Origin of the sequence: Streptomyces sp. (assembly GCF_036524955.1) — a bacterium.
GTDB lineage: Bacteria > Actinomycetota > Actinomycetes > Streptomycetales > Streptomycetaceae > Actinacidiphila.
The window spans coordinates 1-20,771 of the sequence record NZ_DATDBG010000005.1 but is presented as its reverse complement, the minus strand read 5'-3'; the positions used below and the strand labels follow the sequence as shown (position 1 = coordinate 20,771).

General features: G+C 73.2%; 22 protein-coding genes and 1 tRNA gene. 18 read left to right on the top strand and 5 right to left on the bottom strand.

Annotation, left to right across the window (positions count from 1 at the left end):
* The first annotated feature begins 88 nt into the window (after nt 1-88).
* The 9 genes from VIW71_RS00290 to rdgB all read left to right on the top strand — a co-directional run bounded on the left by VIW71_RS00290 (nt 89) and on the right by rdgB (nt 6,340).
* The gene (locus VIW71_RS00290; protein ID WP_331619698.1) at nt 89-1,606 is read left to right on the top strand and encodes an amino acid permease; all 1,518 of its coding nucleotides are present in this window, start codon (nt 89-91) and stop codon (nt 1,604-1,606) included.
* A gap of 27 nt (nt 1,607-1,633) precedes the next feature.
* Entirely contained in the window at nt 1,634-2,044 is a 411-nt protein-coding gene (locus VIW71_RS00285; RefSeq protein ID WP_331619697.1) for a M67 family metallopeptidase, read from the top strand.
* A gap of 59 nt (nt 2,045-2,103) precedes the next feature.
* Nucleotides 2,104-2,208, top strand: a complete 105-nt coding sequence (locus tag VIW71_RS00280; protein ID WP_331619696.1) for a putative leader peptide — start codon at nt 2,104-2,106, stop codon at nt 2,206-2,208.
* A gap of 103 nt (nt 2,209-2,311) precedes the next feature.
* Nucleotides 2,312-2,635 carry a MoaD/ThiS family protein gene (locus VIW71_RS00275; protein ID WP_331619695.1) on the top strand — a complete coding sequence of 108 codons (324 nt, stop codon included), beginning with the start codon at nt 2,312-2,314 and terminating at the stop codon, nt 2,633-2,635.
* Nucleotides 2,635-3,585 (top strand): PLP-dependent cysteine synthase family protein, encoded by a 951-nt coding sequence (locus VIW71_RS00270; RefSeq protein WP_331619694.1) that lies wholly within the window; start codon nt 2,635-2,637, stop codon nt 3,583-3,585. The genes VIW71_RS00275 and VIW71_RS00270 overlap by 1 nt, the downstream gene beginning before the upstream one ends.
* Nucleotides 3,586-3,761: 176 nt before the next feature.
* Entirely contained in the window at nt 3,762-4,514 is a 753-nt protein-coding gene (locus VIW71_RS00265; RefSeq protein ID WP_331619693.1) for an MBL fold metallo-hydrolase, read from the top strand.
* A 114-nt stretch (nt 4,515-4,628) separates the two neighbouring features.
* On the top strand, nt 4,629-4,862 hold the full coding sequence (locus VIW71_RS00260; protein ID WP_331619692.1) for a PTS glucose/sucrose transporter subunit IIB: 234 nt from the start codon (nt 4,629-4,631) through the stop codon (nt 4,860-4,862).
* Nucleotides 4,863-4,946: 84 nt separating this feature from the next.
* On the top strand, nt 4,947-5,672 hold the full coding sequence (gene rph / locus VIW71_RS00255) for a ribonuclease PH (protein WP_331619691.1): 726 nt from the start codon (nt 4,947-4,949) through the stop codon (nt 5,670-5,672).
* Between the two features lie 62 nt (nt 5,673-5,734).
* A complete protein-coding gene (gene rdgB / locus VIW71_RS00250) occupies nt 5,735-6,340 on the top strand; it encodes an RdgB/HAM1 family non-canonical purine NTP pyrophosphatase (RefSeq protein ID WP_331619690.1) in 606 nt (201 codons plus the stop codon).
* Nucleotides 6,341-6,409: 69 nt separating this feature from the next.
* Here the strand turns inward: rdgB and VIW71_RS00245 are convergent.
* A tRNA-Leu gene (locus tag VIW71_RS00245) sits at nt 6,410-6,493 on the bottom strand.
* Between the two features lie 436 nt (nt 6,494-6,929).
* Nucleotides 6,930-7,397 (bottom strand): thioredoxin-dependent thiol peroxidase, encoded by a 468-nt coding sequence (gene bcp, locus VIW71_RS00240; RefSeq protein WP_331619689.1) that lies wholly within the window; start codon nt 7,395-7,397, stop codon nt 6,930-6,932.
* A gap of 100 nt (nt 7,398-7,497) precedes the next feature.
* On the opposite strand from bcp, the gene VIW71_RS00235 reads away from it, so the two are divergent.
* The gene (locus VIW71_RS00235) at nt 7,498-7,821 is read left to right on the top strand and encodes a DUF3618 domain-containing protein (protein ID WP_331619688.1); all 324 of its coding nucleotides are present in this window, start codon (nt 7,498-7,500) and stop codon (nt 7,819-7,821) included.
* Between the two features lie 49 nt (nt 7,822-7,870).
* A complete protein-coding gene (locus VIW71_RS00230; protein WP_331619724.1) occupies nt 7,871-8,173 on the top strand; it encodes a GroES family chaperonin in 303 nt (100 codons plus the stop codon).
* Between the two features lie 73 nt (nt 8,174-8,246).
* Here VIW71_RS00230 and VIW71_RS00225 read toward each other — a convergent pair whose 3' ends face one another.
* The gene (locus VIW71_RS00225; protein WP_414720611.1) at nt 8,247-10,532 is read right to left on the bottom strand and encodes a transglycosylase domain-containing protein; all 2,286 of its coding nucleotides are present in this window, start codon (nt 10,530-10,532) and stop codon (nt 8,247-8,249) included.
* A gap of 172 nt (nt 10,533-10,704) precedes the next feature.
* Here VIW71_RS00225 and VIW71_RS00220 point away from each other — a divergent pair, with 172 nt between their 5' ends.
* The 3 genes from VIW71_RS00220 to VIW71_RS00210 are packed head-to-tail and all read left to right on the top strand — an operon-like array spanning nt 10,705 to nt 13,378.
* On the top strand, nt 10,705-11,580 hold the full coding sequence (locus VIW71_RS00220; RefSeq protein WP_331619687.1) for an ABC transporter permease: 876 nt from the start codon (nt 10,705-10,707) through the stop codon (nt 11,578-11,580).
* Nucleotides 11,581-11,632: 52 nt separating this feature from the next.
* Nucleotides 11,633-12,397, top strand: a complete 765-nt coding sequence (locus VIW71_RS00215) for an ABC transporter permease (RefSeq protein ID WP_331619722.1) — start codon at nt 11,633-11,635, stop codon at nt 12,395-12,397.
* A gap of 6 nt (nt 12,398-12,403) precedes the next feature.
* A complete protein-coding gene (locus tag VIW71_RS00210; protein WP_331619685.1) occupies nt 12,404-13,378 on the top strand; it encodes an ABC transporter ATP-binding protein in 975 nt (324 codons plus the stop codon).
* Between the two features lie 290 nt (nt 13,379-13,668).
* On the opposite strand, the gene VIW71_RS00205 is transcribed toward VIW71_RS00210, so the two are convergent.
* Complete coding sequence (locus VIW71_RS00205; protein ID WP_331619684.1) at nt 13,669-14,802, bottom strand: aminotransferase class V-fold PLP-dependent enzyme; 1,134 nt, start codon at nt 14,800-14,802, stop codon at nt 13,669-13,671.
* Between the two features lie 133 nt (nt 14,803-14,935).
* Here VIW71_RS00205 and VIW71_RS00200 point away from each other — a divergent pair, with 133 nt between their 5' ends.
* Nucleotides 14,936-16,333, top strand: coding sequence for a DUF445 domain-containing protein (locus tag VIW71_RS00200; protein ID WP_331619683.1), 1,398 nt, complete (start codon nt 14,936-14,938; stop codon nt 16,331-16,333).
* Between the two features lie 98 nt (nt 16,334-16,431).
* Here VIW71_RS00200 and VIW71_RS00195 read toward each other — a convergent pair whose 3' ends face one another.
* On the bottom strand, nt 16,432-17,499 hold the full coding sequence (locus VIW71_RS00195; RefSeq protein WP_331619681.1) for a Gfo/Idh/MocA family oxidoreductase: 1,068 nt from the start codon (nt 17,497-17,499) through the stop codon (nt 16,432-16,434).
* A 55-nt stretch (nt 17,500-17,554) separates the two neighbouring features.
* Between VIW71_RS00195 and VIW71_RS00190 the strand changes: the two genes are divergently transcribed.
* From VIW71_RS00190 to VIW71_RS00180, 3 genes are all read left to right on the top strand, one after another.
* Nucleotides 17,555-18,691 (top strand): ROK family transcriptional regulator, encoded by a 1,137-nt coding sequence (locus tag VIW71_RS00190; RefSeq protein WP_331619680.1) that lies wholly within the window; start codon nt 17,555-17,557, stop codon nt 18,689-18,691.
* A gap of 121 nt (nt 18,692-18,812) precedes the next feature.
* Nucleotides 18,813-19,592 carry an HAD-IIA family hydrolase gene (locus VIW71_RS00185; RefSeq protein ID WP_331619679.1) on the top strand — a complete coding sequence of 260 codons (780 nt, stop codon included), beginning with the start codon at nt 18,813-18,815 and terminating at the stop codon, nt 19,590-19,592.
* 146 nt (nt 19,593-19,738) lie between these two features.
* A complete protein-coding gene (locus tag VIW71_RS00180) occupies nt 19,739-20,617 on the top strand; it encodes a hypothetical protein (RefSeq protein WP_331619678.1) in 879 nt (292 codons plus the stop codon).
* The last annotated feature ends 154 nt before the right edge of the window (nt 20,618-20,771 follow it).

Sequence of the window (20,771 nt, the reverse complement as noted above, 5' to 3'; positions counted from 1 at the left end):
CGCGCTGCCGCGCTCCTTCGCCGGCCCGTTCGTCCGCCCGGGTGAACGTGCGGCGGGCCGCCCCCGTGCCCGTGGTACGAATCCGGTCATGGCGGACGTGACGGATGAGTCGTACGGGGCTGACACCACCGGCGGGGCGGGCGGCGCCCCTGGCGGCGGCACCGACGAGGGCTACGCCCGCGGCCTCGGCAGCCGGCAGATCCAGATGATCGCCATCGGCGGCGCCATCGGCACCGGGCTCTTCCTCGGCGCGGGCCGCGCGATCCACCAGGCGGGCCCCAGCCTGATCCTGATGTACGCGCTGGCCGGCGCCGTCGTCTTCGCCATCATGCGGGCGCTCGGCGAACTGCTCACCTACCGCCCGGTGTCCGGCTCCTTCGCCGACTACGCCCGCGAGTTCCTCGGCCCCTTCGCGGGCTTCGCCACCGGCTGGACGTACTGGCTGATGTGGGTCGTCACCGGCATGGCGGAGGTCACCGCGGCCGCCGCGTATGTCGCCTACTGGTGGCCGTCCGTCCCGCGCTGGAGCGCGGCGCTCGGCTTCCTGGTCGTGCTCTTCGCCGCCAACCTGATCTCGGTGCGGCTCTTCGGCGAGGTCGAGTTCTGGCTGTCGATGATCAAGGTCACCGCCATCCTCGGCATGATCCTGATCGGCCTCGGCGTGCTCACCCTGGGCCTGTCCGCGGCGGGCGACACCGCCTCCGTCACCCACCTGTGGCGCGACGGCGGCGTCTTCCCGAACGGCGTCGGCCGCTCGCTGCTGACCCTGCAGATCGTGATGTTCGCCTACGTCGCCGTGGAACTCGTCGGCGTCACCGCGGGCGAGGCCGAGAACCCCCGGGAGACCCTGCCCAAGGCCATCAACACCCTGCCCTGGCGGATCGTCCTGTTCTACGTGGGCGCCCTCGCGGTCATCCTGTGCGTCGTCCCGTGGACCGAATTCCGGCCCGGCGTCAGCCCGTTCGTGGCCGCCTTCGCCCGGATCGGCATCCCGTTCGGTGCGGGCATCGTCAACTTCGTGGTGCTGTCGGCCGCCCTGTCCTCCTGCAACTCCGGCATGTACTCCACCGGCCGCATGCTGCGCGACCTGGCCGCCAACGGGCAGGGCCCGCGGGTCTTCACCCGCCTCACCGGGCGTCGCACCCCGGCGGTCGGCACGCTCGCCTCGGCCGCCGTCATGTGCGTCGGGGTGTGGCTCAACTACGTGGACCCGGACGGCGCGTTCACCTACATCACCGCCTTCGCCACCGTCGCGGGCGTGTGGACCTGGGGCGTGATCCTCGCCTGCCACATCCGCTACCGGGCCGCCGTACGCGCCGGGCGGGCCGCGACCGCCTGGTTCACCGCGCCCGGCGGTGCGGCGGCCAGTTGGGGCGCGCTGGCCTTCCTGGGCCTGGTCGTCGCCCTGATCGGCGCCGACCCGGACACCCGCGTCTCGCTGTACGGCGCCCCCGTGTGGTGCGCGGCCCTCGCCGCGGGCTACCGCGCCCTCAAGCGGCGCGACCCGGCGGCCTTCGTCCGGCGCCCCCACCTGCCGCCGGACACCGGGCCCGGGGCCGGCGTCGCCACCGCGCCCGGGACCCTGCCCGAATCCGCCGCACCCTGAGCGCCGGGCCCCTGTTACTTTTCCCGCATGCTCATCATCACCCAGGACCTGTACGACGCGATCGTCGCCCACGCCCGCGCCGACCACCCCGACGAGGCGTGCGGGATCGTGGCGGGCCCGGAAGGCAGCGACCGCCCCGAGCGGTTCGTGCCGATGCTGAACGCGGCCCGCTCGCCCACCTTCTACGAGTTCGACTCCACCGACCTGCTGGCGCTCTACCGCGACCTGGACGACCGCGACGAGGAGCCGGTGATCGTCTACCACTCGCACACCGCGACCGAGGCGTATCCCTCCCGGACGGACATCGGCTACGCCAACGAGCCCGGCGCCCACTACGTGCTGGTCTCCACCGCGGAGGAGTTCCAGTTCCGCTCGTTCCGCATCGTGGACGGCCAGGTCACCGAAGAAGAGGTGAAAGTGGTCGCCTCCTACGCCTGACGTCCCGGATCGTGGGATCACCGTCTCGGAGCGGGGAGGGGAATCGATACGATGCACCCATGGTTCTCCTCGACGTGAGTGACAAGACGCCGGGCACGCTGCTCGTGGCGCGGCTGCACGTCGACCTGTGCCGCCGTACCAGCGCGGCCTGTCCGGGCGTCTGACCGCCCACCGCGCCACCGAGCGCACGCCGCGCACGTACGCGCGCGTACAGGCACTGCCCGCACCCCCGCCCCCGCCTTCGTATCCACTCACAGGAGTGCAGCCATGGCCATCGAGGTCCGCATCCCGACCATCCTCCGCACCTACACCGACGGCCAGAAGGCCGTGGTGGGCTCGGGTACCACGCTCGACGAGCTGCTCACGGACCTCGACTCCCGGCACGCGGGTCTCCGCGACCGCGTCGTGGACGCCGGTGAACTGCGCCGCTTCGTCAACGTCTACCTCAACGACGAGGACGTCCGCTTCCTCGCCGGCATCTCCACCGAGGTCGCCGACGGCGACAGCGTGACCATCCTGCCCGCGGTCGCCGGCGGCTCCGGGCTGACCGCGGTCGTGCACCTCATGCGCCAGGCCGGCGGCGGTCGCTGATGCGCTACGACAGCCCGCTGGCGGCGGTCGGCAACACCCCGCTGGTACGCCTGCCGCGCCTGTCGCCGTCGGACGAGGTGAGCGTCTGGGCCAAGCTGGAGGACCGCAACCCCACCGGCTCGGTCAAGGACCGCCCGGCCCTGCACATGATCGAGCGGGCCGAGGCGGACGGTGTGCTCACCCCCGGCTGCACCATCCTGGAGCCCACCTCCGGCAACACCGGCATCTCCCTGGCGATGGCCGCCCGGCTCAAGGGCTACCGCATCGTCTGCGTGATGCCCGAGAACACCTCGTCCGAGCGCCGCGAACTGCTCGCCATGTGGGGTGCGGAGATCATCTCCTCGCCCGCGGCAGGCGGCTCCAACACCGCCGTCCGGGTCGCCAAGGAACTCGCCGCCGAGCACCCCGACTGGGTCATGCTCTACCAGTACGGCAACCCCGCCAACCCCGGCGCCCACTACGCCACCACCGGCCCCGAGATCCTCGCCGACCTCCCCACCATCACCCATTTCGTGGCCGGACTGGGCACCACCGGCACCCTCATGGGCGTCGGCCGCTACCTGCGCGAGAAGGTCCCCGGCGTCTCCATCGTCGCCGCCGAGCCCCGCTACGACGACGTCGTCTACGGCCTGCGCAACCTCGACGAGGGCTTCGTCCCCGAGCTGTACGACTCCTCCGTGCTCACCACCCGCTTCTCCGTCGGGTCCGAGGACGCGGTCCGCCGCACCCGCCAACTCCTCACCGAGGAGGGCATCTTCGCCGGCGTCTCCACCGGCGCCGCGCTGCACGCCGCGCTCGGCGTGGCCCGCAGGGCCGTCCGCGCGGGCGAGAGCGCCGACATCGTCTTCGTCGTCGCCGACGGCGGCTGGAAGTACCTGTCCACCGGGATCTACACCGCCGAGTCCACCGAGGCCGCGGTGGCCGACCTGCACGGTCAGCTCTGGGCCTGACCGCACCCTGGGTGAGCGACCACCCCCGGACTGGTGATTCCGCCCACAACGGAGCGCTGCAGAGGAGCTTCGGCCCGTCCGCGCGCTTACGCTTCCAGGACAGGCGGGCGGTCCCGCCACCCCCCACCCCGTCACGCATGGGGTGTCGCGGCGCGCCCACGGAGGTGTTTCCCGAAATGTTGCTCACCGTCGTCGGCTGCTCGGGCTCGTTCCCGTCCGCGGACTCGGCTTGCTCAAGCTACCTCGTAGAGGCCGACGGCTTCCGGCTGCTGATCGACATGGGCAACGGTGCCCTCGGCGAGCTGCAGCGCCACTGCGGACTGTACGACCTGGACGCCGTACTCCTGAGCCACCTGCACGCCGACCACTGCATCGACATGTGCGGCTACTTCGTGGCCCGTTACTACCGCCACGACGGCGGCCCCGCCGCCGCCATCCCGGTCTACGGCCCGGCCGGCACCGAGCGCCGGCTGAACATCGCCTACGGGGACGTCCCGGACGAGAAGTGCATGAGCGAGGTGTTCGACTTCCGCACCCTGCAGCCGGGGTCGTTCCGGCTCGGCCCGTTCGCCATCACCACCGACCTGGTCAGCCACCCGGTCGAGGCGTACGGATTCCGGGTCGAGTACGGAGGCCGCACGCTCGCCTACTCCGGCGACACCGGCCCGTGCGACGCCCTGCTCGGGCTCGCCGCGGACGCCGACCTCTTCCTGTGCGAGGCGTCCTTCACGCACGGCAAGGAGGACATCCCCGAGCTGCACCTCAACGGCCGCCAGGCCGGCCAGGCCGCGACCCGCGCGGGCGCCGCCCGTCTGGTGCTCACCCACATCCCCCCGTGGACCAACCCGGCGGTCAACCTCCGGGACGCGCAGGCCGCCTTCTCCGGACCGGTCGAACTGGCGAAGGCGGGCTCGACCTACGAGCTGTGAGCCGCCCCTGACGTGCGCGCCCCGGCCCCCCCGACGGCCTGTGAAGTCACGCCAACCGTGGGTTACCGTGACAGAACGGACCCACGGGAGGGTCAGGGACACCAGGAGACACAGATGGCCACCAAGGCTGAGAAGATCGTCGCCGGTCTCGGCGGACTCGACAACATCGAAGAGGTCGAGGGCTGCGTCACCCGGCTCCGCACCGAGGTCAGGGACCCCGGCCTGGTCGACGAGGTCGCGCTCAAGGCCGCCGGCGCGCACGGCGTGGTCAAGATGGGGAACGCGATCCAGGTGGTCATCGGCACGGACGCGGATCCGATCGCGGCGGACATCGAGGACATGATGTGAGCGCCCGCCCGGCGGGGGCATGACCCCCGCCGGGGCGGGGAACCGCGGTCCGCGGCGGCGCGGTCACCCGGATAGGCTCAACGCATGTCACGATTCGACGGCCGCACCCCCGACCAGCTCCGTCCCATCAGCATCGAGCGCAGGTGGAGCAAGCACGCCGAAGGGTCCGTCCTGGTCTCCTTCGGCGACACCCGTGTGCTGTGCACCGCGAGCGCCACGCAGGGCGTGCCGCGGTGGCGGAAGGGCAGCGGGGAGGGGTGGGTGACCGCGGAGTACTCGATGCTGCCGCGGGCGACGCACACCCGTGGCGACCGGGAGGCGGTCCGCGGCCGGATCGGGGGCCGCACACACGAGATCTCCCGGCTCATCGGCCGTTCGCTGCGGGCCGTGATCGACTACAAGGCGCTCGGCGAGAACACCGTCGTCCTGGACTGCGACGTGCTCCAGGCCGACGGAGGCACCCGTACCGCCGCGATCACCGGCGCGTACGTCGCCCTCGCCGACGCCGTCGACTGGATGCGCTCCAACCATCTCATCCGCGCCAAGGCCCAGCCGCTCACCGGCACGGTCGCCGCGGTCAGCGTGGGGATCATCGACGGCGTACCGCTGCTCGACCTCGCCTACGAGGAGGACGTCAAGGCCGAGACCGACATGAACGTCGTCTGCACGGGCGACGGCCGTTTCGTCGAGGTCCAGGGCACCGCGGAGGGCCAGCCCTTCGACCGCGGGGAACTCGACGCGCTGCTCACCCTCGCGGTGACCGGCTGCGCCGAACTGACCGCGGCCCAGAAGGCGGCGCTGGGCGGCTGAGCCGGACCGGGCGGTGCCGGGTGGCCGGGGGAGGCGGTCGCAGGGCCGTAGATAATCGCTCCATGACCCGCCGCCTCGTACTCGCCACCCGCAACGCCCACAAGGTCACCGAACTCCGGTCGATCCTCGACGACGCCGGTCTCGACGTGGAACTCGTCGGGGCCGACGCCTATCCGGAGATACCGGACGTGAAGGAGACCGGTGTCACCTTCGCGGAGAACGCCGTGCTCAAGGCGCGGGCGCTCGCGGAGGCCACCGGGCTGCCGGCGGTCGCGGACGATTCGGGGCTGTGCGTGGACGTGCTGGGGGGCGCACCCGGGATCTTCTCCGCCCGCTGGGCCGGCCGGCACGGCGACGACGCGGCCAACCTCGCCCTGCTCCTCGCCCAGCTCGCCGACATCGACCCCCCGCACCGCGCCGCCCACTTCGCCTGCGCCGCCGCCCTGGCCCTGCCCGACGGCACCACCCGCGTCGCCGAGGGCCGCCTGCCCGGCACCCTCCGCCACACCCCCGCCGGCACCGGCGGCTTCGGCTACGACCCCGTCCTGCAGCCCGAGGGCGACACCCGGACCTGCGCCGAACTCACCCCCGCCGAGAAGAACGCCATCAGCCACCGCGGCAAGGCCTTCCGCGCCCTCGTCCCCCGGATCCACGAACTCCTGCCCTGACCGGAGCCGGTCGGTGAGCGAAAGGCCCGCTCCAGAAGGAGGCGGGCCTTTGACAACGAGGCGAGATCGTGCGGCGGAAGGGATTCGAACCCTCAAGCCCGGTCAAGGGCCACAGATCCTAAGTCTGCTGCGTCGCCATTGCGCCACCGCCGCTGGTCGCAGGTCATCGTACCGGTGCGGACGTCCACGCATCATCCGGCTTTCCCGGCCGTCCTTCCACGACGGCACCACGTGTCGGTCAGCGCGTGGCCGTTCGGGCACAGGTACCGGAGGTTCGTCATCCGTTTCTCGCGCCGGTCGCCACCGATGTGATCGATCTGGAGTGCGATCGGGTGGCCCAGCCGTTCGCCCGTATCGCCGCACGAGGCACAAGCGGCCGTCGTTCCGCACGTCCAGTTCTCGGGCGACCCCTCGGACGCTCGCGGCGCGGCTCGCCGCGGTCGCCAGTTCCTCCGGCGTGAACGGCGACTCGATGTGCTCGCGGTTCATGCCGGGGAAGTGAGCGGTGTCGATGCCCGCCACCGCGGTGCGGCGGGCCAAGTGCGACATGGTTCCGGTGGCCGGCGTCGCCCGAGGGCGGAGGAGGCCGTCAGACGCCGAGGTCGCGGAGGAGTTTGGCGACGTGGCCGGTGGCCTTGACGTTGTAGAAGGCGTGGGCGACCCTGCCGGACTCGTCGACGACGACGGTGGAGCGGATCACGCCGGTGACCGTCCTGCCGTACATGGTCTTCTCGCCGAAGGCGGCGTAGGCGGTGAGGACGGACTTGTCCGGGTCGGAGACGAGGGTGACCTTCAGGGACTCCTTGTCGCGGAACGTGGCGAGCTTCCCCGGGGCGTCGGGGGAGACGCCGATGACGTCGTAGCCGGCGGTGGCGAGGACATCGAGGTTGTCGGTGAAGTCGCAGGCCTGCTTGGTGCAGCCGGGGGTGAGGGCGGCCGGGTAGAAGTAGACGATGACCTTGCGACCGCGGTGGTCGGCGAGCGCGACGGGCCGGCCGTCGGCGTCCGGGAGGGTGAAGTCGGGGGCGGTGTCGCCGGGGGCAAGACGCTCGGGCATGGGGAACTCCTGTGGAAACGGGGGGTGCCGACGAGGCGCGGGCCGCGTCGTACTGACAGACTGTGCGAACGCTACCGAACCAGGCGATGGAGGCAGTGCGGTGTCGGAAGGCAGGACGCCCGCTCAGATCGAGGCGGACATTGCCCGCAGACGGCAGGACCTCGCGGAGACGCTCGACGAGCTCGCCGTGCGGGTGCATCCCGTGACGATCGCGCGGGACACCAGGGCGAAGGCCGTCTCGGCCCTCGACCGTACGGTCGGGCAGGCGTACGTCGCGGCGAACCGTGCGGTGACCAAGGCCCGCGCCCAGTTTGTCACCGAGGAGGGCAAGCCGCGCCCGGAGCGCATCGTGCCGGTCGCGGTGGCCGCGGTGGTGCTGCTCGGTGTGGCAGCCGCTCTCTCGGCGCGGCGGCGCCAACGGTAACGTCGTGGCCGTGAGTCCCAACAGTGAGCACGACAAGCTGCCCATCCGTATGCTGCACGACCGCGTCCTGGTACGGCAGGAGAGCGGTGAGGGCGAACGCCGCAGTGGCGGCGGCATCCTGATCCCGGCGACCGCGGCCGTCGGGAGGCGGCTGGCCTGGGCCGAGGTGGTCGCGGTGGGCCAGAACGTGCGGACCGTGGAGGTCGGCGACCGCGTGCTGTACGACCCGGAGGACCGCGCCGAGGTCGAGGTGCGGGGCGTGGCGTACGTCCTGATGCGCGAACGCGATCTGCACGCGGTCGCCGCCGAACGGCTCCAGGGCACCGACGACTCCACCGGGCTGTATCTGTAGTCGGGCCCGGTCCGCCAGCAGGCCTTCGAGGGCGTCCCGGGGTACGGGAGCACCCCCCGGCGGCCTGCCCCGGTCACTGCGGCGCCCCCGTATCGACCCCGCTGCCGCCCGTCGTCCCACCGGTCGGCGGCGGGGTCCGGGTCGGCGGCGGCGTGGTCGGCGTGGGGCCCGGCTCGGTGGTCGTCGCCGGTGGCCGGGTCGTCGGGGTGGTCGGCGGCGGTGTCGTGGCCGGGGTGGTCGGTGTCGGTGCCGTGGCCGGGACGGTCGGCGGGGTGGTGCTGGGCGTCGGCTCGGTCGTCGGGGTGTCCGTCGGATCCGGGGAGGCCGGCTCCGCCGTGCTCACCCCGCTCTGCGGCTCCAGGTCGAAGTCCTGCTGCGCCACGCCCCGCAGCGCGTCGGCCGTGTACTGCGCCCACACGTCACCGGGCGGCCCGCCGCCGTTGACCCGGGGCAGGCCCAGCGCACCGTACAGGCTCTCCTGGTGGCCGTTGTCCGGGTTGAGCCCCAGCACCGCGACGACCGTGGCGAGCTTCGGGGTGTAGCCGGCGAACCACGCCGCCTTGTCCCCTTCCGCCGTACCGGTCTTCGCCGCCGACGGCCACCCCGAGTTCTGCGCCGCGACCGCCGTCGCGCCGGGGCTCTCCACCACGCTGCGCAGCACCGCCGTCGTGGTGTCCGCGGCCTGCCGCGGCACCGACTGGACCGGGTCCCGCGAGGGCAGCCCGAGGGTGTCGCCGCCCTTGCTGACCTTCAGCACCAGCGAGTACGGGACCTCCCTGCCGTGGTTGGCGAGCGTGGCGTACACCCGCGCCAGGTCCAGCGGGCTGGCGCCGAACGCGCCGAGCGCCATCGCCGGGGTCCGCGGCACCTCCACGTCGTCCGGCAGGCCCAGGTCGCGCGCGGTGTCGATCACCTCGCGGGTTCCCACGTCCTGCGCCATCTGCGCGAAGACCGAGTTGACCGACTTGTCCATCGCCTCGGTGACGGTGACCGGCCCGTAGGAACGCCCGTCCTCGTTCTCCGGTGCGTAGCCGACGGGCCCGTCCGGGCCCCGCACGGGCCGTTCGCTGTCGCCGTCGTAGACGGTGCCCGGGGTGATGGTCTCGCCGTCCAGCGTCCGCGCGTCGTGCTGCACGGCGGAGGCGAGGATCACCGGCTTGAAGGTGGAGCCGGGCTGGTAGGTGGCGTTGGTGGCGCTGCTCACGTACTGCTTGGTGTAGTCGATGCCGCCGTAGAGCGCGACGACGTCGCCGGTCGCCGGGTCGATGGAGACGCCGCCGGCCCGTACGTAGGAGTCGGCCCTGGTCGTGCCGAGGCGGCGCCACACGTTGTCGCGTGCGGCCTTGACGAGGGCGTCCTCCTTGGGCTTCTGGATGGTGGTGACGATGCGGTAGCCGCCGCTGCGGAGGGCGTCGGCGTCCACGATGCGGTGATCGGTGAGGTAGCGGTTGACGGCCTCGATGAGGTAGCCCCGCTGCCCGGCCTTGCTGGCGGTCGGCTTGGGCTTGCGGACGGAGGGGAAGGCGGTGGCGCCGCGTTCGGACGCGGTGAGCCAGCCCTCCTTGACCATGCCGTCCAGGACGTAGTTCCAGCGGCGCTCGGCGACGGCGGTGTTCTCCGGGTGCGCCGCGAGGTCGTACTCGCTGGGCGCGTTGAGCAGCGTCGCCAGGTACGCGCCCTCGGCGGTGGTCAGGGTGGCCGCGTCCTTGCCGAAGTACGCCTGCGAGGCGGCCTGGATGCCGTAGGCGTTGCGGCCGTAGTAGCTGGTGTTGAGGTAGCCCTCCAGGATCTGGTCCTTGCTCTCGTTGCGGTCCAGCTTGATCGCGATGAAGAACTCCTTGATCTTCCGGCTCGCGGTCCGGTTCTGGTCGAGGTAGTAGTTCTTCACGTACTGCTGGGTGATGGTCGAACCGGACTGGCGGCCCTTGCCGGTGGCGGTGTTCCAGGCGGCGCGCACCATCGCCTTCGGACTGACCGCGGACTCGTGGTAGAAATCGCGGTCCTCCGCGGACAGCACCGCGTACTGCGCGGTCCTGGCCACCTCGCTGAGCGGTACGTTCTGCCGGTTGACGGCGCCGTCGCGGGTGATCTCGGTCCTGCCGTCGGCGTACAGGTAGACGTTGTTCTGGGCGACCGCGGCGGCGTTCGGGTCGGGGATGGACACCAGGGTGTAGCCGACGAAGAAGCCGCCGATCACGACGAGCAGTACGGTCAGTACCGAGCCGGTCGCCATCCTCCAGGTGGGCAGCAGCCGGCGCCAGCCGGTACGGCGCGGGCGCGCGGCACCGTTCCCGCCACCGCCCGCCGTCGGATTCGGCTCACCCACTTGGCCCTCCAGCCGTACAGTCGCGTCATCCACTGTCGCATCATCCGACCGCCCGGTACCCGCGGCGCGCATCCGTGGCAGGGCTGTGACAGGCCGGACGGCGCACGCCCGCACCCGAACGAGTGGAAAACCAGTGGTGGGTCCGAGCCCGGTCGCACTAGGCTCGGCCGCTTGTGTGCCGGGCGGACGTGAGGGGGTCACAGCGATGAGGGCGTTTCCCGGGAGCTTCCGCGGCGGTCTCCCCGGCGGCTCCGGCGGAGGTTCCGGCAGCCGTTTCCCCGGCGGTTTCTACGGAGCCGTCGTCGTCCGCGGCTTCCGGCGCTACGCGACGTACCGCACGGCGACCGCCGCCGGCGTCCTCACCAACACGGTCTTCGGCCTGATCGTCTCCTACAGCTACATCGCGCTGTGGGACCAGCGCCCGCACCTCGGCGGCTACACCGAGCCGCAGGCGCTCACGTACGTCTGGACCGGCCAGGCGCTGCTGATGGTGATGGCGCTGATGGGCGGCGGCTTCGAGGACGAACTGATGGAACGGATCAGGTCCGGCGACATCGCCGTGGACCTGTACCGGCCCGCCGACCTCCAGGGCTGGTGGCTGGCCGCGGACCTCGGGCGGGCCGGTTTCCACCTGCTCGGGCGCGGCGTGGCGCCCCTGGTGTGCGGCGCACTGGTCTTCCGACTCGCCCTGCCGGCGGACGCGTTGACCTGGCTGCTCTTCGTGGTCTCGGTCGCGCTCGGCGTCGTGGTGAGCTTCGCGATCCGCTTTCTGGTCGCGCTGAGCGCGTTCTGGCTGCTGGACGGCGCCGGGGTCAGCCAGGTCGCCTTCCTCGCCGGGCTGTTCTTCTCCGGGATGCTGCTGCCGCTGACCGTCTTCCCCGGCTGGCTGGGCGAGACGGCCCGCGCGCTGCCGTGGGCGGCGCTGCTCCAGGTGCCCGCGGATCTGCTGCTCGAACGGCACCGGGGGACCGGTGCGGCGGTTGCGCTGGCCTCCCAGGCCGGGTGGGCGCTGGCGCTGCTGGGCGCGGGCCGGCTGCTCCAGGCGGTCGCGAGCCGGCGATTGGTGGTGCAGGGTGGCTGAGACCTGGTTCCGTACCACCGAGACGGTACGCGCGTACCGGTTGATCGTCGCCATGTGGGTGCGGTCCACGATGGTGTACCGCACCTCCTTCTTCCTCACCGCGCTCGGCAACCTCACCGGGAGCGCGCTGGACTTCGTCACGATCGTGCTGATGTTCTCGCACGTCACCGTGCTGGGCGGCTTCACCCTCCCCGAGGTGGCGTTCCTCTACGGGACCACGAGCACCGCCTTCGGGATCGCCGATCTGGTGCTGGGCTCCATGGACCGGCTCGGGCGCCGGATCCGCGACGGCACCCTGGACACGCTCCTGCTGCGGCCGGTCCCGGTGCTCGCCCAGGTGGCCGCGGACCGGTTCGCGCTGCGCCGCCTCGGCCGGATCACCCAGGGCGCGCTGGTGCTGGCCTGGGCGCTGGTCCGGGTGGATGTGGCGTGGACACCGGTGAAGGTGCTGATGGTGCCGATGATGCTGGTGTGCGGCGCGGCCATCTTCTCGGCGGTGTTCGTCGCGGGCGGTGCCTTCCAGTTCTGGGCCAGCGACGCCTCCGAGGTGCAGAACTCGCTGACGTACGGCGGCCAGACGATGCTCCAGTACCCGCCCGGCGTCTTCGCCCGCGAACTCGTCCGCGGTGTCACCTTCGTGGTGCCGCTCGCCTTCGTGAACTGGCTGCCCGCCCTGCACGTGCTGGGCCGGCCCGACCCCCTCGGCCTGCCCAGCTGGGTGGACTTCGCCTCCCCGCCGGTCGCCTTCGCGTGCTGCGCGCTGGCGGGCGCGGCCTGGCGCGCGGGCCTCCGTTCGTACCGCAGCACCGGGAGTTGAGGAGCCATGGCCGAGCCGATCATCGAACTCGACGGCGTGCAGAAGGTCTTCGAGGTACGCCGCAAGGCCGGTGCGCTGCGCCGCGAACGCCGGCAGGTGCGGGCCGTGGACGGCATCTCCTTCACCGTGCCGCGCGGCGAGATCGTCGGCTACATCGGGCCCAACGGCGCCGGCAAGTCCACCACGATCAAGATGCTCACCGGCATCCTCAACCCCAGCGCGGGCCGCATCCGGATCTGCGGCCTGGACCCGACCCGGGAGCGCACCCGGCTGGCCCGGCGGATCGGCGTGGTTTTCGGCCAGCGCACCACCTTGTGGTGGGACCTTCCGCTGCGCGACTCGTACCAGCTGGTGCGCCGCATGTACCGCATCGAGGACGCCCGGTACGCCCGCAACCTCGCTGCCTGCGTCGACCTCCTCGACCTCGGCCCGCTGCTGGACGTGCCCGTGCGCCAGCTCTCGCTCGGCCAGCGGATGCGCGGCGACATCGCGGCGGCGCTGCTGCACGACCCCGAGGTGCTGTACCTGGACGAGCCGACCATCGGCCTCGACGTGATCAGCAAGTCCCGCGTCCGCGAGTTCCTGCGCGCGGTGAACGCCGAACGCGGCACCACCGTGCTGCTCACCACGCACGACCTCACCGACATCGAGACGCTGTGCCGCCGCGTCATGGTCATCGACCACGGCCGCCTGATGTACGACGGCGACCTGGCCGGCCTGCACGCGGTGGGCGAGAGCGAACGCACGCTGGTCGCCGACTTCGCGTACGAACTGCCGCCGGTCGACGTCCCCGGCGCCCGCTGGGTCCGGACCGAGGGTCCCCGCCAGTGGTTCGCCTTCCCGTCCTCGGCGAGCGCCGCCCCGCTGGTCTCGGCGCTGGCCGCCCGCCATCCCCTGGTCGACCTCTCCATCCGCGAACCGGCCATCGAGGACGTGATCGCGCGGATGTACGGGGAGGGCGCGGCGACGGAGCCGGTGTGAACGCCGGGTACGTGCCAGGCGTCGGCTCGACGGCCTGCGACAGGAATCCGGAGCACCGGCCGCCGGGCCGGGGGCCGTCCTCGCTGCGGTGCCCGGCCCGGTCGTCGGCGCGGGGAGCACCGTCCCCCTCCTGGCGTTCGCCGTGGGCGGGGCGTGGGTCTTCCTCGGTTTCCGGGCGCTGTCCGCCCCCGCAGCCCTGAGCGGGAGGGAGAAGCCGCCTCGAACGGACGCACGTCCGCCTCGTAGGAACGCACGCCGCCTCGTACGACGGACGCCGCCTCGTGAACGCCTCAGTGCGGCGACATCAGCGCCGCCTGGACGCGGTCGACCGCGGCGAGGCGGGTGGAGGCGTGGGCGGACAGGCGGACCGACGCGGTGCGGACCGAAGGGGTGACGTCGTGGGCGTGGAGGGCCTTCGCGACGGCCGCGGGGTCGGTGCCGGGAAGCTGGAAGGAGACGATGCCGGCCCGCTGGGCGGGGGAGGTGGGGGACAGTATCTCGCCGCCGCAGCTGCGGATCGTGTCGATGAGCTGGTCCACCCGGGTGGCGACGTGCGCCTCGACGGCGCGGACGGTGACCCGTTCGACCAGGTCGAGCGCGGCTGCCAGGGCCGCGGCCGTGACCGGGCTGAGATTGGTGACGCTCCACCGCTGGGCGCCGGCCGCCGGCGGGTGCTCGCGGTCGTCGAAGAGGGCGACGTCCTCGACGCCGGTCCAGCCGGTGAGGACCGGTTCCAGGCGTTCCAGGGCCTGGTCGGACAGGGTGGCGAACCCGGTGGACCAGCCGGCCCGCAGCCACTTCTGACCGCCGGTGACCACGACGTCGGCCGCCTGCCAGGGCAGTTCGGCCACCCCGAACGCCTGGATCGCGTCCACGATCAGCAGCCGCCCGGCCCCGATCACCTCCCGGAGCCCGGCGAGATCGGCCCGCGCGCCGGTGCGGAAGTCCACCGCGCTGACCGCGACGGCGACGACTTCGGGGGTCAGCGCGGCGCGTACGACATCGGCGGTGATCCGGCCGCGCGCGTCCGGGGTCAGCCAGCGGGGGACGGCTCGGCCGAGGGCGGCGCTGCGGCGCCACGGGTAGTGGTTGGCGGGGAAGTCCCCGGCGGGGACCAGGACGGTGCCGGACGGTATGCCGAACGCGGCGTGGAAGAGGCCGGTGGAGGCGTTCGGCAGCAGGACGGTGTGCGCGGCGTCGGTGCCGGCGAGCCGCGCCGCGGTCTGCCTGGCCCGCTGCTCGGCCCCCATCAGGTCGTTGACGGTGTCCTGGTCGGCCCGTGCGGACCGGCCCAGCGCCTCGGCGGTCGCGGCCAGCACGTCGCGGGAGGGCGGGCCGTACCGGGCGAAGTCGAGGTACCCCTCGGGCTCCTCGAAGTGCTCGGCGTAGCCGGGCAGCCCCCCGGTCGTGTGCGGCGCTGTCATGACGCTCCTCGGTGCGGGCAGACGGTTCCTGACGACGCGCTCCCCGGCGTCCCCCGGCGACACCGGGAGGCGCCGGGAACTCCTCGTACGTTCCCAGACTGGCAGTGGCGGTGAGAATACGCGGGTGGAGCGGATGGACGCGGGGCGAACGAACGATCCGGGGTACCGGGTGAATCCGGCGGGCCCGGCGGCGAACGCGGCGAACGCGGCGAACGCGGGGCACCCGGTGCGCCCGCTGAGTCCCGGGCCCGGGGGCGGGCCGGTTCCCGGGCCTCCCAGCGCGGACCCCGACGCCGAGCGGCGGCGCGGGGTGCGGCGGATGAAGCTGATCGCCACCGGGTTCCTGCTCGCCGCGACCGTGATCTACGCGCTCGCGACGTGGGCGGACGCGCGCGGTGCGGGCGGCTGGCCGGGATACGTGGCGGCGGCCGCCGAAGCGGGCATGGTCGGCGCACTGGCCGACTGGTTCGCGGTGACCGCGCTGTTCCGCCGCCCCCTCGGGCTGCCCATCCCGCACACCGCGATCATTCCGACGAAGAAGGACGTGCTGGGCACCAGCCTGGGCGAGTTCGTCGGCGAGAACTTCCTCTCCTCCGACGTCGTACGCGCCCGGCTGCGCGCCGTCGGCATCGGCCCCCGCCTCGGCCACTGGCTGACCGACCCGGCCAACGCCGACAAGGTCACCGAGCAGGCCGCGGCGGCGCTGCGCGGCCTGCTCACCGTGCTGCGCGACTCCGACGTCCGGGCGGTGGTCAGCGAGGCGATCACCCGCCGCGCGGACGCGCAGGAGATCGGCCCCGGGCTCGGCAAGATGCTGGAGCGCGTCGTCGCGGACGGCGGCCACCGCCGGACGGTGGACCTGGTGTGCGTACGCGCCCACGACTGGCTGGTGCTGCACGGGGACTCCGTGATGACCGCGGTGCAGGGCGGCGCCCCGGGCTGGACGCCGCGGTTCGTGGACCGCAAGGTCGGCGAGCGGGTCTACAAGGAGCTGCTGCGGTTCGTCACCGAGATGCGGGACGCCCCGGGGCACCCGGCGCGCGGTGCGGTGGACCGCTTCCTCGCCGACTTCGCGGTGGAGCTCCAGTCCGACCCCGACACCCGGGCGCGGGTCGAGCGGCTGAAGAAGGACCTCCTCGCCCGGGGCGAGGTGCAGGACCTCATCGAGTCGGCGTGGGGCTCGGTACGGGCGATGATGGTCGCCGCGGCCGAGGACGAACGCAGCGAACTGCGCCTGCGGACCCGTGCCTCACTCCTCGCCCTCGGCGCCCGCCTGGCCACCGACGCCCGCCTCCAGGCCAAGGTCGACACCTGGCTGGAAGACGCGGCGACCTACCTCGTCGCCACCTATCGCGACGAGATCACCTCGCTCATCACGGAAACCGTCGCCTCCTGGGACGCGGACCACACCTCCCGCAAGATCGAGGCGCACGTGGGCCGCGACCTCCAGTTCATCCGCATCAACGGAACGGTGGTCGGCGCCCTGGCGGGCCTCCTGATCCACGTGATCTCCCGGATGGCCGGGGCGTAGGGCGGAGGGCTGACGCCCGGGCGATCAGGTCGGACCCGGCGGGTTCGGGCGCCGCGGTCCGCCCCGGCCGCGTTCACTCCCGGTCCGGATGTCCTCGCTCACAGTTCGACCGTACGTCCGGTACGGGCCGACAGCCGCGCCGCCTCGATGACCTCCAGCGCGGCGGCGGCCTCCAGCGCGGTGACCGGCGGCGGGGTGCCCTCGCGCAGCGCGGTCTCGACGGCGGCGTAGAAGGCGGGGTAGTCGCCGGGCAGCGACGGTACCGGCCGGGCGTTCTCATCGGTGCCGGCGGTGCCCCACGCGGACTCCGGTTCCGCGCCCCACGCCCTGCCCTCGCCGGGCCGCAGTCCGTCGCGCAGGGCGCCCTCCTGCGGGTCGAGGCCGTAGGTGACGTAGCCGCCGGTGCTGCCCAGTACCCGGAAGCGCGGCCCGAGGCGGGCGGTGGTGGCGCTCATCCACAGGTGGGAGCGCACGCCGCCGGCATGGGTCAGGGCGATGAACGTGTCGTCGTCGGCCGCCGCGCCGGGCCGCCGTACGTCCGCCTCCGCGTACACCAGCCGGGCCGGGCCGAACAGGGTGAGCGCCTGGTCGACGAGGTGGCTGCCGAGGTCGTAGAGCAGCCCGCCGATCTCCGCCGGGTCGCCGGACTCGCGCCAGCCGCCCTTGGGCTGCGGGCGCCACCGCTCGAACCGGGACTCGAAGCGCTGCACCTCGCCCAGCGCGCGCCGCTCCAGCAGGTCCTGGAGGGTGCGGAAGTCACTGTCCCAGCGGCGGTTCTGGAAGACGGTGAGGAGCAGGTCGCGCTGTTCGGCGAGCGCGGCCAGCCCGCGGGCCTCGGCCGCGGTCGCGGCCAGCGGTTTGTCCACGACGACCGGCAGCCCGGCCTCCAGCGCGGCGGTCGCCAGCGCCACGTGGGTGCGGTTGGGCGAGGCGAGGACGATCAGGTCGAGTCCGCCGGCCCGCGGCCACAGCTCGTCGGCGGTGTCGGCGAAGGTCACGCCCGGGTGCTCGGCGAGCGCCTGGGCGCGGCGCTCCTTGCTGCCGGTGACGATCGTGTCCAGGGCCAGGCCCGGGGTCGCGGCGATCATCGGGGCGTGGAAGAAGGAGCCGGCCGTGCCGTAGCCGACCAGGGCGACGCGGAACGGAGCGGTGCCGGGTGAGCGCATACGGCCACTTTGGCAACGCTGTTGCCGAAGTGCAAGCACGCGCCACAATGGCCGGGTGAACCCGTCCACCGCCGGCGCCAACCTGCCCGCCGTCCGCAGCCACAACGCCGCACTCGTCCTCGGACTGCTGCGCGCCGCGACGGTCGCCGGGGACGGGACGCCCGCGGCCGGCGGGACCACCGCGGCCGTCGGGAGGGGCGGCGGCCTCAGCCGGCTGGAGCTGGCCGAACGCACCGGGCTCACCCCGCAGGCGGTCAGCAAGATCACCGCGCGGCTCCGGGCGGAGGGCCTGGTCGAGGAGGCGGGCCGCCGTGCCTCGACCGGCGGGAAACCGCGTACGGAACTGCGGCTCGCGGCCCGCGCCCGTTACGCGGTCGGCGTCCACCTCGACGGCGAACGCCTCACCGCCGTCCTCACCGACCTCGCGGGCCGTACCGTCGCCGACCACGAAGCCCCGCTGGACCTCGACGTCCCGGTCGGGCGGGGCGTCGCGGCGATCGCGGCGGACGTACGGTCCACAGCGGCGCTCGCCCCCGGCCCGGTCCTCGGCGTCGGCATCGGCATACGCGGCCCCCTCGACCACACCACCGGTACCCTCCACGCCGTCACCGGCTACCCGCACTGGGCCGGATACCCCCTGCGTACCGCGCTCGCCCACCGCCTCGGCGTGCCGGTCACGGTCGACAAGAACACCAACGCCGCGGCGCTGGCGGTCCTGGCGCAGGCCGTCCCGGTGCCGGCGGCGCCCCGCTCCTTCGCGTACCTGCACCTCGGGACCGGGCTCGGCGCCGCGCTCGTACTGGACGGGGCGCTGTACCGCGGCGGGCGGACCGGCGCCGGGGAGTTCGGGCATCAGGTCGTGCGATTGGACGGGCCGCCCTGCAAGTGCGGCAACCGGGGCTGCCTGGAGGCCCTGTGCCTGGACGCGGTGCACCGCGGCGACCCGCGCACCGCGGCCCGGCTGCTCGGAGTGGGCGCCGCCAACCTCGTCGCGCTCCTCGACGTCGACCACATCGTGCTCGGCGGACGTACCGTCCTCACCGCCCCGGCCCTCTTCCGCGACGAGGTCGCCGCCGTCCTCGCCGAGCGCGGCCGACCGGTGCCGGTCACCGGCGCCGGCCCGCGCGCCGTGGCCGAGGGTGCCGCCCTCCTCGCCCTCACCCCTCTCTTCACTCACGGTGCCCTCACCTGACCCCGCCGCCGCACGCCGGGCCGTTCGCCCGCCGTCCGACCGGTGAGAACCCCGGGGCGCGGCGTACCTCCCCCGGCTACGCTGGGCACCCACTGCGCGCCGAGGACAGGAGAACGGATCCGTGTCGACCCGCAAGCCGATCGAATCGTGGCTCACCGACATGGACGGGGTGCTGATCCACGAAGGCACGCCCATCCCCGGAGCGGACGCCTTCCTCAAGGGACTCAGGGAGTCCGGCAAGCCCTTCCTCGTGCTGACCAACAACTCCATATACACCCCCCGCGACCTGCACGCCCGGCTGTCCCGGATGGGCCTGCTGGTACCGGTGGAGAACATCTGGACCTCCGCGCTGGCCACCGCGAAGTTCCTGGACGACCAGCGGCCCGGCGGCACCGCGTACGTCATCGGCGAGGCCGGGCTGACCACCGCGCTGCACGACATCGGCTACGTGCTGACCGACCACGAACCGGACTACGTCGTGCTCGGCGAGACCCGCACGTACAGTTTCGAGGCCCTCACCAAGGCGATCCGGCTGATCAACGGCGGCTCGCGGTTCATCTGCACCAACCCCGACGAGACCGGCCCCTCCATGGAGGGCGTGCTGCCCGCGACCGGTTCGGTGGCCGCGCTGATCACCAAGGCGACCGGCAAGGAGCCGTACTTCGTCGGCAAGCCCAACCCGCTGATGATGCGCGCCGGGCTGAACGCGATCGGCGCGCACTCCGAGTCCAGCGCGATGATCGGTGACCGGATGGACACCGACGTGCTGGCCGGGCTGGAGTCCGGCATGGAGACGTTCCTGGTGCTCACCGGGCTGACCACGGCCGCAGACATCGACCGCTACCCGTTCCGGCCGTCGCGGGTGGTCGATTCCATCGCCGATCTGGTGGCGGAGATCTGACCTCCGGGGACCGGGCGCCGGGGGGTCACTCCGGGTAGGAGGCACATCACTCCGCTGGAGCAGCCCCGGATGCGGGCCCGCCCGGCAGCCGGAATCTTCGTAAGCACCGGGTGCGAGTCCCCGCCCCCGGTCGAGCGGAGGTTGCCATGTTCGGTCTGAGACTGCCCGCCCTCGCCGCCGCCGGCGCGGTCGCCGTACTCGCCGTGGGCGGGATGTCCGCCGGGCCGGCCGTCGCCGACGACGGGGACACCGGGACGAGCAGTGCGGTGGCCTCCGGCGGTACCGCGGGGACGGCGGGCGCGACCGCGGGTGCGGACCTGCCCTCCGACGTGGCCGCGGACGTGACCGCCGGCACGGACATCGGTACGGACGCCGGTACGGAGATCGGGACCGACGTCGGTGCGGACACCGGGACGGACCTCGCCGGCGCCGGTCTGCCCGCCGCCGGACCGGCGCCCGAGGCGGGCGCGGCGGACCCGGCGGCACCGGCCGACCCGGCCGCCACCGCCACCACCGAGTCGTCCGGCGCGTCCGCCTGGACCATGGACGTAGCGCCGCAGACCGTCGCCCCCGGCGGCCAGGTGACCCTGCACCTGCAGGCCTCCTGCACCGCCGGGCACAAGGCGAAGGCGAGCGCCGAGGTGTTCGTGAGCGCTGTCACCCTCGCCCCGGCCAGTGACGGCAAGAGCCTGGAGGGCAACGCCTTCATCAAATCCGACGCGGCCGAGGGCTCGTACACGGTCTCCGTGGAGTGCGAGGGCGAGACCAGTTCCGCCACGGCGACCGTCACCGTGGTCAGCGGCGTCACCGGCGGCGTCACGCCCACTGTGCCGGTGACGCCGCCGGTCACCCCGGCGAAGCCGGTCAAGCCGGTGCCGGCCGGTGGCGGCGGTACCGCGCAGCTCGCGGCCGGGCCGGCCGTCGCCGGGTCGAGCACCGGACCGCTGCTGGTCACCGGCGGGTTCGCGGCGGCGGGGCTGATCGGTCTGGTCGTCCACCGGCGCCGCACCGCCCACCGCGGCTGACCGGATGATCGGCGGCGACGAGGAGGACACGGGGCCGCGGCCCGACGGCAGGACGTGGACGACGGTCGCGGTCGGGGTGCTGCTCCTCGCCGCGTGGCTGCTGGGACCCGGCGGGTCCGGCGGTGGCGGCAGCCGCGCCGCGGCCGGGGCGGCT

What these genes read in the sequence shown, in the direction of transcription:
- VIW71_RS00275 (WP_331619695.1), top strand. Translation starts at nt 2,312, where the DNA reads ATGGCCATCGAGGTCCGCATCCCGACCATCCTCCGCACCTACACCGAC.
- VIW71_RS00210 (WP_331619685.1), top strand. Translation starts at nt 12,404, where the DNA reads ATGGCCGAGCCGATCATCGAACTCGACGGCGTGCAGAAGGTCTTCGAG.
- VIW71_RS00270 (WP_331619694.1), top strand. Translation starts at nt 2,635, where the DNA reads ATGCGCTACGACAGCCCGCTGGCGGCGGTCGGCAACACCCCGCTGGTA.
- VIW71_RS00220 (WP_331619687.1), top strand. Translation starts at nt 10,705, where the DNA reads ATGAGGGCGTTTCCCGGGAGCTTCCGCGGCGGTCTCCCCGGCGGCTCC.
- VIW71_RS00285 (WP_331619697.1), top strand. Translation starts at nt 1,634, where the DNA reads ATGCTCATCATCACCCAGGACCTGTACGACGCGATCGTCGCCCACGCC.
- bcp (WP_331619689.1), bottom strand. Translation starts at nt 7,397, where the DNA reads ATGCCCGAGCGTCTTGCCCCCGGCGACACCGCCCCCGACTTCACCCTC.
- VIW71_RS00195 (WP_331619681.1), bottom strand. Translation starts at nt 17,499, where the DNA reads ATGCGCTCACCCGGCACCGCTCCGTTCCGCGTCGCCCTGGTCGGCTAC.
- VIW71_RS00290 (WP_331619698.1), top strand. Translation starts at nt 89, where the DNA reads ATGGCGGACGTGACGGATGAGTCGTACGGGGCTGACACCACCGGCGGG.
- VIW71_RS00215 (WP_331619722.1), top strand. Translation starts at nt 11,633, where the DNA reads ATGTGGGTGCGGTCCACGATGGTGTACCGCACCTCCTTCTTCCTCACC.
- VIW71_RS00180 (WP_331619678.1), top strand. Translation starts at nt 19,739, where the DNA reads ATGTTCGGTCTGAGACTGCCCGCCCTCGCCGCCGCCGGCGCGGTCGCC.
- VIW71_RS00205 (WP_331619684.1), bottom strand. Translation starts at nt 14,802, where the DNA reads ATGACAGCGCCGCACACGACCGGGGGGCTGCCCGGCTACGCCGAGCAC.
- VIW71_RS00230 (WP_331619724.1), top strand. Translation starts at nt 7,871, where the DNA reads ATGCTGCACGACCGCGTCCTGGTACGGCAGGAGAGCGGTGAGGGCGAA.
- VIW71_RS00280 (WP_331619696.1), top strand. Translation starts at nt 2,104, where the DNA reads ATGGTTCTCCTCGACGTGAGTGACAAGACGCCGGGCACGCTGCTCGTG.
- rdgB (WP_331619690.1), top strand. Translation starts at nt 5,735, where the DNA reads ATGACCCGCCGCCTCGTACTCGCCACCCGCAACGCCCACAAGGTCACC.
- rph (WP_331619691.1), top strand. Translation starts at nt 4,947, where the DNA reads ATGTCACGATTCGACGGCCGCACCCCCGACCAGCTCCGTCCCATCAGC.
- VIW71_RS00260 (WP_331619692.1), top strand. Translation starts at nt 4,629, where the DNA reads ATGGCCACCAAGGCTGAGAAGATCGTCGCCGGTCTCGGCGGACTCGAC.
- VIW71_RS00200 (WP_331619683.1), top strand. Translation starts at nt 14,936, where the DNA reads ATGGACGCGGGGCGAACGAACGATCCGGGGTACCGGGTGAATCCGGCG.
- VIW71_RS00265 (WP_331619693.1), top strand. Translation starts at nt 3,762, where the DNA reads ATGTTGCTCACCGTCGTCGGCTGCTCGGGCTCGTTCCCGTCCGCGGAC.